The 16,448-nt window shown below is 65.5% G+C and carries 15 protein-coding genes; 9 read left to right on the top strand and 6 right to left on the bottom strand.

Features of this window, described 5'->3' with window-relative positions:
* Positions 1-9: 9 nt before the first annotated feature.
* Both M1E07_RS06965 and manA read left to right on the top strand, forming a co-directional pair.
* Positions 10-1,677 carry an LCP family protein gene (locus M1E07_RS06965; RefSeq protein ID WP_461189521.1) on the top strand — a complete coding sequence of 556 codons (1,668 nt, stop codon included), beginning with the start codon at positions 10-12 and terminating at the stop codon, positions 1,675-1,677.
* A gap of 41 nt (positions 1,678-1,718) precedes the next feature.
* Positions 1,719-2,987, top strand: a complete 1,269-nt coding sequence (manA, locus tag M1E07_RS06960) for a mannose-6-phosphate isomerase, class I (protein ID WP_461190346.1) — start codon at positions 1,719-1,721, stop codon at positions 2,985-2,987.
* Between the two features lie 92 nt (positions 2,988-3,079).
* Here the strand turns inward: manA and M1E07_RS06955 are convergent, their stop codons facing one another.
* Both M1E07_RS06955 and glpX read right to left on the bottom strand, forming a co-directional pair.
* Positions 3,080-4,135, bottom strand: a complete 1,056-nt coding sequence (locus M1E07_RS06955; RefSeq protein ID WP_461189520.1) for a lipid II:glycine glycyltransferase FemX — start codon at positions 4,133-4,135, stop codon at positions 3,080-3,082.
* A gap of 89 nt (positions 4,136-4,224) precedes the next feature.
* Positions 4,225-5,247 (bottom strand): class II fructose-bisphosphatase, encoded by a 1,023-nt coding sequence (glpX, locus tag M1E07_RS06950; RefSeq protein ID WP_307095921.1) that lies wholly within the window; start codon positions 5,245-5,247, stop codon positions 4,225-4,227.
* Between the two features lie 233 nt (positions 5,248-5,480).
* Between glpX and M1E07_RS06945 the strand changes: the two genes are divergently transcribed.
* From M1E07_RS06945 to M1E07_RS06925, 5 genes are all read left to right on the top strand, one after another.
* Positions 5,481-6,161: a DUF4245 domain-containing protein gene (locus M1E07_RS06945; RefSeq protein WP_461190345.1), complete on the top strand. Its 681-nt coding sequence runs from the start codon at positions 5,481-5,483 to the stop codon at positions 6,159-6,161.
* A 10-nt stretch (positions 6,162-6,171) separates the two neighbouring features.
* Positions 6,172-6,786 carry a carbonic anhydrase gene (locus M1E07_RS06940; protein WP_461189519.1) on the top strand — a complete coding sequence of 205 codons (615 nt, stop codon included), beginning with the start codon at positions 6,172-6,174 and terminating at the stop codon, positions 6,784-6,786.
* Positions 6,787-6,862: 76 nt separating this feature from the next.
* Entirely contained in the window at positions 6,863-8,284 is a 1,422-nt protein-coding gene (locus M1E07_RS06935; protein WP_461189518.1) for a class II fumarate hydratase, read from the top strand.
* Between the two features lie 133 nt (positions 8,285-8,417).
* Positions 8,418-9,089 (top strand): TetR/AcrR family transcriptional regulator, encoded by a 672-nt coding sequence (locus M1E07_RS06930; RefSeq protein ID WP_461189517.1) that lies wholly within the window; start codon positions 8,418-8,420, stop codon positions 9,087-9,089.
* Positions 9,086-10,768: an MDR family MFS transporter gene (locus M1E07_RS06925; RefSeq protein ID WP_461189516.1), complete on the top strand. Its 1,683-nt coding sequence runs from the start codon at positions 9,086-9,088 to the stop codon at positions 10,766-10,768. The genes M1E07_RS06930 and M1E07_RS06925 overlap by 4 nt, the downstream gene beginning before the upstream one ends.
* A gap of 122 nt (positions 10,769-10,890) precedes the next feature.
* On the opposite strand, the gene M1E07_RS06920 is transcribed toward M1E07_RS06925, so the two are convergent.
* Both M1E07_RS06920 and M1E07_RS06915 read right to left on the bottom strand, forming a co-directional pair.
* Positions 10,891-11,361 (bottom strand): NUDIX hydrolase, encoded by a 471-nt coding sequence (locus tag M1E07_RS06920; protein WP_461189515.1) that lies wholly within the window; start codon positions 11,359-11,361, stop codon positions 10,891-10,893.
* Between the two features lie 91 nt (positions 11,362-11,452).
* A complete protein-coding gene (locus M1E07_RS06915) occupies positions 11,453-12,001 on the bottom strand; it encodes a prepilin peptidase (RefSeq protein ID WP_461189514.1) in 549 nt (182 codons plus the stop codon).
* Between the two features lie 58 nt (positions 12,002-12,059).
* On the opposite strand from M1E07_RS06915, the gene M1E07_RS06910 reads away from it, so the two are divergent.
* Together M1E07_RS06910 and M1E07_RS06905 are read left to right on the top strand one after the other, a co-directional pair.
* On the top strand, positions 12,060-12,851 hold the full coding sequence (locus M1E07_RS06910; protein WP_461189513.1) for a hypothetical protein: 792 nt from the start codon (positions 12,060-12,062) through the stop codon (positions 12,849-12,851).
* 42 nt (positions 12,852-12,893) lie between these two features.
* A complete protein-coding gene (locus M1E07_RS06905; protein ID WP_461189512.1) occupies positions 12,894-13,541 on the top strand; it encodes a GNAT family N-acetyltransferase in 648 nt (215 codons plus the stop codon).
* A gap of 376 nt (positions 13,542-13,917) precedes the next feature.
* On the opposite strand, the gene M1E07_RS06900 is transcribed toward M1E07_RS06905, so the two are convergent.
* Positions 13,918-15,336, bottom strand: a complete 1,419-nt coding sequence (locus M1E07_RS06900) for a PhoH family protein (RefSeq protein ID WP_461189511.1) — start codon at positions 15,334-15,336, stop codon at positions 13,918-13,920.
* A gap of 238 nt (positions 15,337-15,574) precedes the next feature.
* A complete protein-coding gene (locus tag M1E07_RS06895) occupies positions 15,575-16,336 on the bottom strand; it encodes an isoprenyl transferase (RefSeq protein ID WP_461190344.1) in 762 nt (253 codons plus the stop codon).
* Positions 16,337-16,448: the final 112 nt, after the last annotated feature.

The following is a 16,448-nucleotide window of genomic DNA, read 5'->3' as shown; positions in this document are numbered from 1 at the left end:
AAGGCACCCATGACCAGCAGCAAGGTCCCGCAGTCCGCTTCGGACGCAGCGCTCACCGACCCGGTCCGCTACCCGGTCAGCGCTTCCTCGCCGGTCCGGACCAAGCGCGGCTTCGTGCTTGTGCTTATGACACTCCTGGTGCCAGGCAGCGCGCAGCTTGTGGCAGGCGACCGCAAACTCGGGCGCGCGGCCCTTAGGGTGACGCTCTGCGTGTGGGCCGCCCTGCTGCTGGCCGTGCTCCTGCTGCTGCTCAACCGGACCCTGCTCATCAATATCGTCACCAACCCCGTTGCCTCGCTGGTCATCGTGATCCTGTTGGTGGCACTCGCCGCCGGCTGGGCAATCCTGTTCATCAATACCCTGAGGCTCATCCGCCCGGTCCTGCTGGCGCCGCCGGCACGGCCCGCCGTCGTAATTTCCCTGGTGCTGGCAATGGTCCTGGGCAGCGGCTCGCTCGGCTACGCCGCCTACCTGCTCAACGTGGGACGGAATGCCATCGGCAGCATCTTCTCCGCCGGTCCCGCGATCGACCCGGTGGAGGGCCGCTACAACTTCCTGATGATGGGCGGAGACGCCGGTGACGACCGGACCGGCAGGCGCACGGACAGCCTCTCGGTCCTGAGCGTCGATGCCAAGACCGGCCAGACCGCCATCATCTCCGTGCCCCGGAACCTCCAGAACGCCCAGTTCAGTGAGGGCTCCCCCATGCGGGCCATCTACCCTGACGGCTACGACTGCGGCGACGCGTGCCTGATCAACGCCATCAATACAGAAGTGACCAACGAGCACGCCGACCTCTATCCCGGCGTTGCAGATCCCGGCGCCCAGGCCACGCTTGAGGCCGTCTCCGGAACGCTGGGAATCACGGTCCAGGCGTACGTGCTGGTGGATATGGAAGGGTTCTCCAAGCTGATCGACGCCATGGGCGGCATCAGGATCAAGGCGGGGGGCTGGGTGCCCATGAGCGGCGAAACAATTGACGAGGCCAACGGCATCCACGGTATGCCCCTGGGCTGGATCCCCGCAGGAGAGCAGAAGCTGGATGGCTACCATGCACTTTGGTACGGGCGGTCGCGTGAATTCGTGGACGACTACGCCCGCATCCAGCGCCAGCAGTGCGTGCAGCAGGCAATGCTCCAGCAGCTGGACCCCGCTACGCTGCTGGCCAAGTTCGAGGAGATCGCCAACGCGGGAACCAAGGTGGTTGACTCCAACATCTCTTCCTCGCAGCTGGGCAGCTTCGTGGACCTCGCCATGAAGGCCAAGGGCCAGGACATTAAGCGGCTCACCATCGGCCCGCCCGATTTTGACGCTTCCTTCTCCACTGTGCCCAACTTCGATGTCATCCACGACCGGGTGGACCAGCTGCTGGCCCCGGCGCCGGAAGCCCAGTCTGCCGGGTTGCCGGATGACGGGTTGCCGGATGACGCAATGGTGGTGCCGGGCGCAACAGGCGGGGTGCTGCAGGCTGCACCGGTCCGCTATCCATTGGCCACGCTGCCGGCCGGCGGGACCCGGGCGCAACAGTCTCCCCCGGCGTCGGACTTCACGCCTGTGACCACCACTCCTGGCGGTGAGCCGATCACTGAAGCGATGCTCAACGAGCTCAAGAGCCAGGGCAACGAGCAGGCTATCCGGGAACTCGTGGCAACCAACGGCCAGTGCGCCCCGTTATAGCCAACGCCGCCACCATACCTACCTACGGAACGGACACCGCCTTGTACGAGATTGACAATGTCCTCCGGGACTATGCCTGGGGATCGACGACGGCGATCGCTGCCTTGCTGGGGCGTCCGGAGTCGGGCGGCCCGGAAGCAGAGTTGTGGATTGGTGCTCACCCGGACTCACCATCCGTGGCCCGCCTGCCCGAGGATGGGACCACTGCCGCCTTGGACGTCCTGATCGCCGGTGACCCGGAGCATTTCCTCGGCGCGGACTCCGTGGCACGTTTCGGTCCCCGGCTGCCCTTCCTCGCCAAGATCCTGGCGGCTGCCCAGCCGCTGTCTCTGCAGGTCCATCCGAGCCTGGAGCAGGCAAAGGCGGGCTTCGCCAGGGAGAACGCCGAGGGCCTGGCCGCGGATGCCCCCAACAGGAATTACCGGGACGACAACCATAAGCCCGAGATGATTCTTGCCCTGACGCCGTTTGAGGCGCTGTGCGGTTTCCGGCCGGCAGCGCAGACCCGGAAGCTCCTGCAGCATGTTGCCGCTGCCTTTGAAGCCGTTGAGGGCGGGGCGCCGGCACTGATCACCGCCCTGCTGGCGGATCTTGAGGACAGCAACGAGGGAGCCGGGCTGCGGAAGGCTTTCGAGCGCCTGATCTCCGGCGGCCAGGCCGTGGCCGAGGATACGGCCCTGGTGGTGGCCGCGTTGCTATCAGGAGCTCCGCTGGCTCCCTTTGACGCCGAACTGTCTACAGCGATCAGCCTCAATGAGAAGTATCCCGGCGACTCCGGCGTCCTGATCTCGCTGCTGCTGAACCGCATCTCGCTTGAGCCGGGCGAGGCGGTCTACCTGCCCGCCGGGAACGTCCACGCGTACCTGCACGGCCTGGGTGTTGAGGTTATGGCGTCCTCGGACAACGTCCTGCGGGGCGGGCTGACCCCGAAGTTCGTTGACGTTCCCGAACTCCTGCGGACCATCGATTTCCAGCCCGTGGCGGTGCCCATGCTGGAGGCAGAGCGGACGGTGATGGACCAGGAGCTCTTCCGTCCGCCCTTCGAGGAGTTCCAGCTGCAGCGCATTGAACTCCCGCCCAACGCCGGGCCTGTCCCGCTGGCCCAGTCCGGCGCGGCAGTGGTGATTGTGGTTGCCGGAGATGTCTACCTGGATTCACCCAAGGGCGACCTGCAGCTCTCCCGGGGCGGCAGTGCCTTCCTGGCTGCCGCCGAGGCCCCGGTCAACGTTCATCCCGTGGCCGGCAGCACCGAGCCTGCGCTTGCATTCGCTGTGACCACAGGATTGCAGCAGGCACTCGCCCGCGGCTAGCAACAGCAAAAGGCGACGACGGCGCCCGCCCGGGTGCCGTCGTCGCCCTTTGCCCGGACGCCGCTCGCTGCCGGGGCCGGCCGCACCCGCAGCTATTTGCCCGGGCGCAGCTTCCCGATCACCGGGCGGACCTGTCCGGCCGCCGTCTTCAGCAGGCGCCGGACCGCTTGAAGTCCACGGCGTGCCAGTGGCATGGCCTGGGTGTAAGCGGGGTAGAACGGCGAGAGCGGTTTTTCCCATGTGCCCAGGAGCATGTTTTCGTGCTTCGCGAACTGCTTCTTGAAGTCGGAGATGCCGTCGTTGAGGAGTCCGTTGAAGTCGTACCGCACGCAACCGTCTTCACGCATGGCCTGCAGCGCTGCCCACTTCACGCCGTAATTGACGCGCTGCTTTTGCCCTTCGGAGGAGACCCCGCCGTACAGCTCGAAGGCGGTGGAACCGCTCCTGGCCAGCCAGACGAAGGCCAGCATCTGCTCGCCGTCGAAGGCTGCGATGATCGGCGACCCGTCGCCCATGTTCTTGAAGATGTCCCGGTAGTACTGGTCTTCATGAATGCCGAAGCCGGCGCGCTCAGCGGTCTCGTGGTAGATCGAGAGGACCTGTTCCAGCTCGGCGTCATTCTTGACCTTGCGGAACTCCACGTCGCTGCGCATCGCCTTGCGGATGTTCGCCCTGGTGGACTTGGACATCTCCGCCATCAGTTCGTCGTCAGTCCGGGTGAGGTCAAGGATCAGCGTGCGCGGGATCAGTACCGTATTGGTGGTTGCCCGGAAGCCTGCCGAGGCGACGGCGCCTGCGAAGGCGGAGTCCTGGGCCCAGTCCGGCTCGATGCTCAGGGCGACGCCGTGGTGGCGGACGGCGGCGTGGTCTGCCAGGTGGCTGAGCACGGCAGGGGCGTTTTCCACGGAACACATCGGGCCCCTGGGGATGTAGACCAGGGCGCGGAAGGGGAACGGAAGCCGGCGGACCAGCAGCTGCGCGCAACCGACTGGGTTGTCGCCGTCGTTGATGAGTACCCGGTCCACGGACCAGCCGTGCATGGCCTTGGTCTCGCCCCAGCCCCAGAGTTGTTGCGGGTGCCCCTGGAACCGGTCGACGTATTCGTCCCAAAGGGCGCGGTCAGTACAGGGCACAACAGCTGGAATCATGGCTTAAACCCTATACCAACGCATTAACGCCAAAGCCCCGGAATGCGCTGGGCGCTTTCCGGGGCTCCGATGGCGTGGGTGGCCAGGGATCAGCTCTTGCGGGCGTAGCCTTCCCACTTGCTGGCCTGGTGCTCGCCGTCCACAAAGCGGATGGTGCCGGACTTGGAACGCATCACGATGGACTGGGTCAGGACCTTGTCCTTGGAGTACCGGACGCCCTTGAGCAGGTCGCCGTCGGTGATGCCGGTGGCGGCGAAGTAGCAGTTGTCGCTGGAGACGAGGTCGTTGGTGGACAGGACCCGGTCCAGGTCATGGCCGGCGTCGAGGGCCTTCTGCTTCTCCTCGTCGCTGGTGGGCCACAGCCGGCCCTGGATGACTCCGCCCAGGGACTTAATGGCGCAGGCCGCGACGATGCCTTCGGGGGTGCCGCCAATGCCCATCAGCGCGTCAACGCCAGTGCCGGAGCGTGCAGCGGCGATGGCGCCGGCAACGTCACCGTCCATGATGAACTTGGTGCGGGCGCCGGCTTCGCGAATTTCCTCCACCAGCGGGCGGTGGCGGTCGCGGTCCAGAATCATGACGTTGAGCTGGTTGACCTTGACGCCCTTGGCCTTGGCGATCAGGTGCAGGTTCTGCTTGACCGGGAGGCGGAGGTCCACCATGTCCGCGGCTTCCGGGCCAGTGACGAGCTTCTCCATGTAGAACACGGCGGAGGGATCGAACATCGAGCCACGTTCCGCCACTGCCAGCACGGCAAGGGCGTTGTTGATGCCCAGTGCAGTCAGGCGGGTTCCGTCAATGGGATCGACGGCCACATCGCATTCCGGGCCGGTGCCGTCGCCAACGCGTTCACCGTTGAACAGCATGGGGGCTTCGTCTTTTTCGCCTTCGCCGATGACCACTACGCCGTTGAAGTGGACGGTCTGGAGGAAGGAGCGCATGGCGTCGACGGCGGCGCCGTCGGCAGTGTTTTTATCGCCGAAACCTACCCAGTGTCCGCCGGCGATTGCTGCCGCTTCGGTAACGCGGACAAGCTCGAGGGCAAGGTTGCGGTCCGGCTCATCGTTGCCCACCGCCAGGGACGGGGAGATCGTGGAGTACTTCTGGGTCATGGACGCTGGTGACACGTGAACCTCTTCTTCGAGTGGCGATCATTGAACCCGCCCGGCCGGACAGCCGGGCGGTGATTCCTCTGATATCGATCATAGTCGCGGCACCGGGTTCCGGCGGCGGGATGACGCGGCGGCGCAATGTACGTGGAGGCTGGTGTCCCGGGTGGACCTGCTTCGGGCGGACCGAGTATGAGTTGCGGACCGGAATGGGCGACTATAGAGGGGTGAATGACATGCAGGAAAAGACCAGCTCTTCCCCCGAACCGGCAGGACCCGGAAGCAACAGCGGATCCAGCGAAGCCGGAGGGCAGGGCCCGGTTAAGCCTGTTATTCCGGCGGCGGCAGCAAAGCGGGCCAATGCGTCGGTGATCGGTATGATCATTGCCCTGGTGGTGAGCATCGCGGCCTTCCTGCCCATCGTCCTGATGAACCCCTCCCCCAAGAGCGACGGCTACCGTCCGGACATCGACGTCAGCGCCGCAGCCCGGAACGCGACGGACGTAGCGGGCTTCACACCGGTAGCCCCGGACACCGGCAACGCCTTCCGGCCGAACTACGCCAGGTGGGAGGCCGGCACGGCAAGCGGCGTCCCCGCGTGGGAGGTGGGCTACGTCACGCCCAAGGAGTCCTTCATCGGACTGGCCCAAACCCGCGCCGCCAACCCCACCTGGCTCCTCCAGCAGACGCAGAACGCTCCGGTCACCGGCGCCCGGGACGCGGGCGGCCAGGAATGGGAACTCCGCGATACCGGCAAGGGCGAAAAGTCAATGGTGCTGGAATACCGCGGAAGCACTGTCATCCTCTCCGGCGCCGCCCCACTGGACGAATTCGCCACCCTGGCGGACGCCGTCGTGAAGTCCCTGGCCAGCAACCCCGCCGTCACAGTTTCACCCGCGGCCACCACCGCCCCCTAAAGTAAGCAGGGTGACTACCTACCTGACTCCTGCCCTTGCCTGGCGCCGGATGCGCGAAGGAAACGAACGCTTCGTCGCCGGCCAGTCCTCCCACCCGAACCAGGACTCCTCGCGCCGGTCCTCGCTCGTTGAGAACCAGCACCCCTTCGCCGTGATCTTCGGCTGCTCGGACTCCCGTCTCGCCGCTGAAATCATCTTCGACGTCGGACTCGGTGACGTTTTTGTGGTGCGCACGGCAGGCCAGGTTATCGACGACGCCGTCCTCGGCTCGCTGGAATACAGCGTGGGTGTGCTCGGGGTGCCGCTGATCGCCATCCTGGGCCACGACAGCTGCGGCGCCGTCAGCGCCACGAAGGCAGCCGTGGACACCGGCGACATGCCACCGGGCTTCATCCGCGACCTGGTGGAGCGCATCACGCCGTCGGTGCTGACCTCCATGCGCCAGGACAAGCACGAGGTCAACGACATGGTGGTGGAGCACGTCAAGCAGACGTCCCAGCGGCTGGTGGACAGCTCCCGTGTGATTTCGGACGCAATCGAAAGCGGCCGCACTGCGGTCATCGGCCTCTCGTACAGCCTGGCCGAGGGCCGCGCCAACGTTGTTTCCGGGATCGGTGAGCTCTAGAGCAGGGGTGAAAACCAGCCCGTAGCATGCTCTTCACGGTTTTCGATGGGGTGCCGGATCGCCCTAAGCTAGCCCCATGACTTCCACTGAAGAGTTCCGCATTGAACATGACACGATGGGCGAAGTCCGCGTCCCCGTGAACGCACTGTACCGCGCGCAGACGCAGCGGGCAGTGGAGAACTTCCCCATTTCCGGCAAGACCCTGGAACGTGCCCACATCGAGGCACTGTCCAGGGTCAAGAAGGCTGCCGCCCAGGCCAACGCTGAACTGGGTGTGCTCGACGGCGAGCTTGCCAAGGCCATCGCAGACGCAGCGGATGAGGTGGCAGCCGGCAAGTACGACGGCGACTTCCCCATCGACGTCTTCCAGACCGGCTCCGGCACGTCCTCGAACATGAACACCAACGAGGTCCTCGCCGAACTGGCCACCCGGGCCCTCAAGGCCGCCGGCAGCGACAAGGTTGTCCACCCGAACGACCACGTCAACGCCTCGCAGTCCTCCAACGACGTCTTCCCCACGTCGGTGCACGTTGCCGCGACGTCGGCCCTGATCAACGACCTCATTCCGGCCCTCGGCTACCTGGCCGAGTCACTGGAGCGCAAGGCGGTTGAGTTCAAGGACGTCGTGAAGTCCGGCCGCACCCACCTGATGGACGCCACCCCGGTGACGCTCGGCCAGGAATTCGGCGGCTACGCCGCACAGGTCCGCTACGGCATCGAGCGCATCAACGCCTCACTCCCCCGCGTCGCCGAAGTTCCTCTGGGCGGCACGGCGGTGGGGACGGGCATCAACACCCCGGCCGGCTTCCCCGAGCGCGTCATCGAACTGCTCGCCACGGACACCGGGCTTCCCCTCACCGAGGCCCGCGACCACTTTGAGGCCCAGGCCAACCGTGACGGCCTGATCGAGGCGTCCAGCCAACTGCGCAACATCGCCATCTCCTTCATGAAGATCAACAACGACCTGCGCTGGATGGGCTCCGGCCCCAACACCGGCTTGGGCGAAATCGCGATCCCGGACCTGCAGCCGGGCTCCTCGATCATGCCCGGCAAGGTCAACCCGGTCATTTGCGAGGCGTCCATCATGGTAGCCGCCCAGGTCATCGGAAATGACACCGCCATCGCCTGGTCCGGCACCAACGGCGCGTTCGAGTTGAACGTTGGCATCCCCGTCATGGCCGCCAACCTGCTGGAATCGGTACGCCTGCTGGCCAACACCAGCCGCGTGATGGCGGACAAGATGATCGACGGCATCACCGCCAACGTGGAGCGGGCCCGCTTCCTGGCCGAGGCGTCGCCGTCCATCGTGACCCCGCTGAACAAGTACATCGGCTACGAGAACGCAGCCAAGATTGCCAAGAAGGCGGTTGCAGAGGGGCTCACCATCCGTGAGACCGTCGTCGCAATGGGCTTCCTGGAGCGCGGCGAGGTTAGCGAGGAGCAGCTGGACAGCGCCCTGGACGTTATGTCCATGACGCGCCCGCCGCACAAGGCTTAGTCCCCACCGCCTCCCTTACTAAAGGCGACGGCCGCCCATCTTCCCAGCGAAGGTGGGCGGCCGTCGTCGTTCTTCTTGCATTGGCCGTGGGCTAAAGTTGCACTACGAGGGCTTCGGTGCAAAACTTTACTTTGTGAATGAAAGTGCAGTTATTGAGGGCGGCCTCCGTGAACGGAAGCGCGCCGCCACCCGTGCAGCCATCACTGCCGCGGCACGGGCACTGACGGGGGAACGGGGCCTCAACGGATACACGGTGGAGGAAGTGTGCGCGCGCGCCGGGATCTCCCGCCGCACGTTCTTCAACTACTTCCCCACCAAGGAAGATGCGATCATCGGCCACGCGGACGATGACATCCCCACGGACGTCATCGCGGAATTCATCGAAGGCGGCGCCTCGTCCCCTCCCGGCGGGATCTCCCCCACCCTGTTCCAGGACCTGGTGCGGCTCTCCCTGCGGCTTTCCGAGGACCTGGCCGGCTCCGAGGAGGAAACCCGGCAGCTGATCGCCGTTGTTAAGAAGGAACCCCAGCTGATCCTCAGGATCATCGGAATCACCGAACAGCGCGAAGCCCAGTTCGCCCGAGACGTCGCCCGCCGCGAAGGCGTAGCCGCCGACCATCCCGTGGTGCAGATGGCTGTGGTGCTGCTGGGCACCATCGCCCGCAAGAGCAGCATGGCCTACTTCGCCGACGGCAACACGCGCCCCTACCGCCAGCTGCTGATGGAAAACATCGCGGCCGCCAGCACCCTCTTCTCACAGCCTTTCGACAACCCGGAAACCACAGCCGCAGAAGGACACGAATGAGTACCACCACCAAACCGCCCGCAGGTCCCCTGCTGCTGACCCAGAAACGCATCTGGATCATCTTCTCGGCTCTGATCGCCGGGATGCTGCTCTCCAGCCTGGACCAGACCATCGTCTCCACCGCCATGCCCACCATCGTGGGCAAGCTGGGCGGCGTGGAACACCAGGCCTGGATCACCACGGCGTACCTGCTGGCCACCACCATCGTGATGCCCATCTACGGCAAGTTCGGTGACGTCCTGGGCCGGCGCAACCTGTTCCTGATTGCCATCGCCCTGTTCACCCTGGCCTCGGTAGGCTGTGCCCTTGCCACCGATTTCTGGGGCTTCGTGATCTTCCGCGCCATCCAGGGCCTCGGCGGCGGCGGACTGATGATCCTGTCCCAGGCCATCATCGCGGACATTGTTCCGGCCAAGGACCGCGGCAAGTACATGGGGCCGCTCGGCGCGATCTTCGGCCTTTCCGCTGTGGCCGGACCCCTGCTGGGCGGCTTCTTTGTGGACCACCTGACCTGGGAGTGGGCCTTCTACATCAACATCCCCATCGGGATCGCAGCGTTCGCCATCGCCTGGTTCACCCTGACCCTGCCCAACAAGAAGGCCGAAAAGCGGATCGATATCCTGGGCGTTGTGCTGCTTTCCGCCGCCACCACGTGCCTGATCTTCTTTACCGATTTCGGCGGCAAGAAGGACGAAGGCTGGGATTCGCCCCTCACCTGGGCCTTTGGTGCCGGCATGGTGCTGTCCGCGGCCGCGTTTGTGATGGTGGAACGCCGTGCAGAGGATCCCATCATTCCGCTCAGCCTGTTCCGCAACCGGATCTTCGTCAACGCCACGGCCATCGGTTTCACCCTGGGCCTGGGCATGTTCTCAGCGATCGCCTTCGTACCCACGTTCCTGCAGATGTCCTCCGGCACGTCCGCGGCGGAGTCCGGCCTGCTGATGCTGCCCATGATGGCAGGCCTGATGGGCACCTCGATTTATTCAGGCATCCGGATCTCCAAGACCGGCAAGTACAAGATGTACCCCATCCTGGGAGCGGCCCTCACCATGGCTGCCATGCTCTGGATGACCACCCTCGCCGCCAGCACCCCCATCTGGGTCATCTGCGTCCAGCTGTTCATCTTCGGGGCAGGCCTGGGCCTGATCATGCAGGTGGTGGTTTTGGTGGTGCAGAACTCCGTCCCCGCCGACCAGATCGGCACGGCCACCAGCACCAACAACTACTTCCGTGAGGTGGGAGCGGCCATGGGCGTGGCCATCTTCGGTGCGATCTTCACCAACCGGCTCTCGGAATCCCTGACCGGCGCGTTCACCGGCGCCGGCGCCTCCGCGGAGCAGGCTGCGCAGTCCACCAGCACCCTGGACCCGCAGGCCATGAGCCAGCTTCCGGAGCAGTTGCGCGACGCCATCGTGAACGCCTACGCCGACTCGCTCGCCCCGGTCTTTTGGTACCTCATCCCGTTCATTGCGGTGGCGCTGATCCTTGCCGTCACGCTCAAGCAAATTCCGTTGTCGGATACCGCCGGGATGGTGGCACGCGGCGAAGCCGTGGGTGGTGAAGAAGCCGAGCGCCTCGCCGCCGGGCTGCCCGGCTCAACCGTGGGGGCAGCGGCGGGAGCCCTGGAGCGGGACACCATCAAGGACGACGACGGCGAGCTGGTCTCCCAGCGCAACTGACCGCCGTCGTACTCCTGCGGCCTGTGGTGCGGGAGTGCGGGACTGGCAGGGGCGCCGCAATCTTGGGGGTTGCGGCGCCCCTGCTGCGTTCCCGGGCCGGGCCCTGGCGTGGCGGGGTGCTGTCAGGGTTCGAAGTGGGCTGCCTCTGCCGGAGCCAGGGCGCGGTGGATGCTGGTGAGGTGGCCGGGCATCAGCTCAGGGAGTTCATCAACGCCGAACCAGCCGACAGCCAGCGATTCGTCGTCATTCACCCGGGCGGTCCCGGAGACGTAGCGGCAACGGAACACGACGTCCAGGAACTCGCACACGTCGCCGTTGGGATACGTGAACGGACCTACCGCCCCTACAGATACAACCCGTTCCGGTTCCGCCACGACGGCCGTTTCCTCGAAGATTTCCCGTACCAGGCCGCTTGCCGGCTGCTCCCCTGGCTCAAGCATTCCGCTGACCAGCGCCCACTGCCTGTTGTCGGCCCTCTGGGCGAGCAGCACTCTCCCCGAGCCATCAATGACCACGCCCCTGACTCCGGGAACCCAGAGCGGATCGTTGCCGATTTTCTTGCGGAGTTTCAGGACGTAGTCAGGGGCAGGCATTCCGCCAGCCTACCGAACTGCCTGCCCGCCTTGCCTTCAACCGGCCAAGCCACATCCTCTGCTGCCTGTTTACATCCGGCGGCACGCTGCGTCAGGCCGGAAGCAGCATTGCCGCGGCGGCCCCGGCGAGCATAAAGGGGCCGAACGGGATGGACGATTTCAGCGTCCCCCTGCGGGCGGCCAGCAGCGCGATGGACCAGAACCCGCCGAGGAGGAAAGCCAGGAAAGTACCGGCAAACAGGTGTCCCCACCCCAGGTAGCCGAGGTACATCCCCAGCACTCCGGCGAGTTTCACGTCCCCGAAACCCATGCCGGGCGGATACGCGAACCGCAGCATGAAGTAGAAAAGCCACAGGATGGCGGCACCGGCCACTACGCGGAGTGCCGGCATAGCCATAAGGCCTGCGGCGGGACTGGCACTGCCTTGGCCTGCACCAACCCCGGCAAAGGCCGCTGCCGCGAGGAGCAGGACGCCGGCCACGGCGTAGGACGGGAAGACAATCCGGTTTGGCAGGAGGTGGTGGCGGACGTCGATCACCGTGAGGCGGACGGCCATCACCGCGAAGTAAGCGCAGGCTGCCAGCACCAGCCAGAAAGCCAGCGGGGTGTGCTGCCACAGTTCGCCCAGTCGTTGGATCACCTTCGGATGCTACTGGATTTCCGCTCGACGCCGCAGCGCCCGCGCGTAAACTGTGGATATGGCGACGTGGGACTCCCGGCATCGGATGGATCCGGACGGCACTTCAGCCACCGGGAACCCTGCCTTCTTCCGGAATCTTTGCAGGTCCTCGCCCTGGAAGTGGCAGTCCCTGCGCTTTGAGTATTGGGATGAGCCTTTCGCGGATGCCCCGAATCCGGCGGCGCCCCTGGTGCGGGCTTGGCTTCGCCGTCCGGGCGCGCTCCGTCTTGAAACTGCCGATGGACTTGTCCTGCACAGCACTACAGGGATCAACGATTCCAGGGATGGCCTGTATGTCAGTGCCACCCGGAAGTCGTGGCTCCTGCCACCGCACCTGGTGACGCCCGTGTACGACGACCATGGCCTGGTGCGCCGGCGGCCGGAAGCAGCCTATGGCGAGCCAGGGTTCGGCAACGGACGGTTCTCCGCAGCCCTGGACCCGGTGGAGCTGGCCGGCAACGCCCCCGTGCCTCTTGAGTTTCCCGGCAGCAACTCTGTGGAAATACGCGAGGTCCGGCAGCAGGAGCACGAGGGACGTCCGGTGCTTGAAGCAGTTGTGGTCCCCACAGCCGCCTACCATCCGGCCCATCCGGCCGCGCCGCTGTGCCTTGCCGGCAGATCCCGGATCCTGGTGGACCTGGCCACCGGCGTATGCGTGGCAAGCCAGTCCCTTGAGCCCGGGACAGAGGAGTATGGCCACTGGCTGCGGATAATCGCCGTCGACGAGTACATGCTGGACGACCTCTTCCTGGCCCAGTCGATGAGCCTTACCGACGTACGCCAGCACATCACCTGGGATGTCCCTGCCTGACTGTGACAGGCCCCCGCGGCGCTCATCGGTTAGGCTTCGCTGATGACATCACTGAGCGAGGTTTGGCCCCTTTTCGGCCTGAGGCTTGCCACCCCGCGGCTGGAACTCCGCCCCATCCAGGACCAGGAAATTCCGGCGGCCGTTGCAGCCGCGCAAAGCGGAATTCACGAGGCGGGCAGGAGTCCATTCAGCACCCCGTGGACGGCGCTTCCGGCAGATGAGCTGGCTCCCAACATGGCCCGCTGGTACTGGCGCTGCCGCGCGGATTGCTCCCCGGAGTCCTGGACCTTGCTCCTCGGAATCTGGCACGAGGGCAACTTCATCGGGTGCCAGGACGTCGGGGCCAAGGACTTCGCTGCGCTCAGGACCGTCACCACGGGATCCTGGCTCACGCAGTCCGTGCAGGGCCGCGGCCTGGGCAAGGAGATGCGCGCCGCCGTCGCGCTTTACGCGTTCGACTGGCTGGGCGCAGAAGTGGCCGAGTCCGAAGCCGCCAGCTGGAACGAAGCCTCCCTCGGCGTCTCCCGCTCCCTGGGCTACGAACTGAACGGCACCACCAGGAAGGCCTGGGGCAGCAAAGTCGAAACAGTCCAGCACGTCCGCCTCACGCCCAGCACTTTCAAACGCCCCGACTGGACCCTCCAAGTGAGCGGCCACGAAGCAGCGGCGAAGTTCCTCAAGGTCAGTTAGTGCCCCATCCGTGGCTGGCTTCGCCGGGCCACGGTCCTTCTCCGTCGCTTAGACACGACGCATGGGGCCACCTGCGGTCGCTGGGCGACCTCCGGCGGCCGATGCGCCGCGATGCGCTCCTACGAGAAGGCCCATAACCCGGCTTGTGCCTGTTGACGCCCAAGGTGCGCCTCGGCACGCGGCCGGTCCGAGTGCTTCGCGTAGGAGCGCATCGCCGACCAGAGCATGCGCAGGTCGCCCAGCGACCGTAGCGGTGCGCCGGGAGGTGTCTAAGCGACGGCGAAGGACTCGGGGCGGACGAACCCAACCGCGGACGCGCACAAGAGGGGCCGTTGCCCGGCGAACCGGACCACGACCCCTCTGAACAACTGAGCTCTTAGCCTTCGAGCAGTTCCGTGACCAGTGCTGCTATGGGTGAGCGCTCAGAGCGGGTCAGGGTGATGTGGCCGAAGAGCGGGTGCCCTTTCAGGGTCTCGACGACGGCGGCGATTCCGTCGTGGCGTCCGACGCGAAGGTTGTCGCGCTGGGCGACGTCGTGGGTCAGAACGATCTTCGAGTTCTGGCCGATGCGGCTCATGACCGTCAGCAGGACGTTCTTCTCGAGTGACTGGGCCTCATCAACGATCACGAAGGCATCGTGGAGGGAGCGTCCGCGGATGTGCGTCAGGGGCATGACCTCAAGCATGCCGCGGTCCATGACCTCTTCCACCACTTCCTGGCTGACCAGTGCCCCGAGGGTGTCAAATACAGCCTGCGCCCAGGGATTCATCTTCTCGGACTCGGAGCCGGGGAGGTAACCCAATTCCTGGCCGCCCACTGCGTAGAGGGGCCGGAAAACGATCACCTTGCGGTGCTCGCGGCGCTCCAGCACCGCTTCCAGGCCCGCGCACAAAGCCAGGGCCGACTTGCCCGTTCCTGCCCGGCCGCCGATGGAGACGATGCCGACGGCGGGATCCATGAGCATGTCGATGGCAAGCCGCTGTTCGGCGGACCGTCCGTGCAGGCCGAACACATCACGGTCGCCCTTCACCAGGCGCACCTGCTTGTCCGGCCCGACCCGGCCGAGCGCGGAGCCGCGGTTGGACAGCAGGACCAGGCCGGTATTCACCGGCATTTCCGCTGCCGCAGGAATGAACACGGGTTCGTGCCCGTACAGGGTGGCAATCTCCTGCTCGCCGGCTTCCACCTCGGCCACACCGGTCCAGCCGGAGTCCTTCACCAGCTCGTTGCGGTATTCGTCGGCGGTGAGCCCCATGGCTGAAGCCTTGACCCGCATGGGAAGGTCCTTGGACACCACGGTGACGTCCCGGCCCTCGTTGGCGAGGTTCTTTGCGACCGCGAGGATGCGGCTGTCATTGTCCCCGCTTCGGAACCCCAGCGGCAGCACCTCGGCGGAAATGTGGTTCAGTTCCACCATGAGGCTGCCGCCGTCGTCGCCGATGGGAATCGGCTGGCTCAGGCCGCCGTGTTTGACCCGAAGATCATCGAGGAGCCGGAGCGCCTTCCGTGCGAAGTAGCCAAGTTCGGGGTCGTGCCGCTTGGCCTCGAGCTCGGTGATGACCACAACCGGAACGATGACCTCATGTTCCGCAAAGCGCAGCAGCGCACGGGGGTCGGACAGCAGGACGGAGGTGTCGATCACGAACGTGTGGATGGTGGCTTCCCTTCCGGAGACAGCAAAACCGGCCGCAGCATCTTCTGCTGTGCCGGTCTCTGAGGTGGCTCGCATGGCGCGAGAGGTAGCTTTCTGTCCCTGGTCGAAGAGGACCGCGGGCAGTTGTTCAGAAGTAGCCACATCGACTCCAGCCCCGGGCGCATGCCCGGAATTGTTAGTGGTGAGGCGGCTCGGCCACGAGGCCGGGTCCGGCCTCCCATACAACCGGCGCGATGTCTCGCTCCATGTACTGGCCTCCCCGATCAGCCGGCGGTTTGCCTGCTGATGGATATAACGTAAATCCATCGGAAGTAATTTCCGCAACCATTACGCGGCGATTCCTGTTGCGTCCATGTGAACTGTGGGTGAACCCGGAATGTCAGGAGCCGAAGCGCCGCTGCCGGCCGGCATAGTCGCGGAGGGCACGCAGGAAGTCCACCTTGCGGAAGGCCGGCCACAGGGCCTCACAGAAGTAGAACTCGCTGTAGGCGCTCTGCCACATCAGGAACCCGGAGAGCCGCTGTTCACCGGAGGTACGGATCACCAGGTCCGGATCCGGCTGGCCCCGCGTGTAGAGGAACCGGGAAATGTCGTCAACGCAGAGGTCGTCCGCGAGCTGGCCGATGTCCGTGCCCCTTGCGACGGCGTCGTGCAGGAGCTCGCGCACGGCGTCAACGATCTCCCGGCGTCCGCCATACCCCACGGCCACGTTGACATGGATCTTTTCGCGGACCGGCGTGCGTGCCGTGAGCTTGTTGAGCCGCTCCGCGAGATAGTCCGGCAGCAGCTCGGGAGCACCCATGGCGTGCACCGAAATATTGGCGTCCTCGTCCAGCCGGTCCAGGGTGTTGGCAATGATGCCCATAAGGAGGTCGAGTTCTTCACTGGACCTGTTCATGTTGTCCGTGGACAGCATGTATAGCGTGACCACCTTGACTCCGAGTTCCTGGCACCAGCCGAGGAATTCATGGATTTTATCCGCGCCCGCCTGGTGGCCCTGACTGGTGGGCGCGTTGAACTGTTTGGCCCAACGCCGGTTGCCGTCCACCATAACGCCGATGTGCCGGGGAATGCGGTCGCGGGCAAGGTCCTTGAGCAGCCGGCGCTCGTAAAAGCCGTAGAGGAACCCGGGCAACTCCACGCGGTCTCTCACCTGACTTCCTTGCTGTACGTTCGGCTTTGCACATCCTAGGCTACCGTCCGCGGGGAACTGAGACGCTCTTCCCGGCCGTCGGGCGTGCGCGGGTCCATGG

The organism is Arthrobacter sp. Z4-13 (assembly GCF_054792705.1).
The sequence above is the reverse complement of the archived record's forward strand: the minus strand, read 5'-3'. Positions and strand labels throughout refer to the sequence as shown.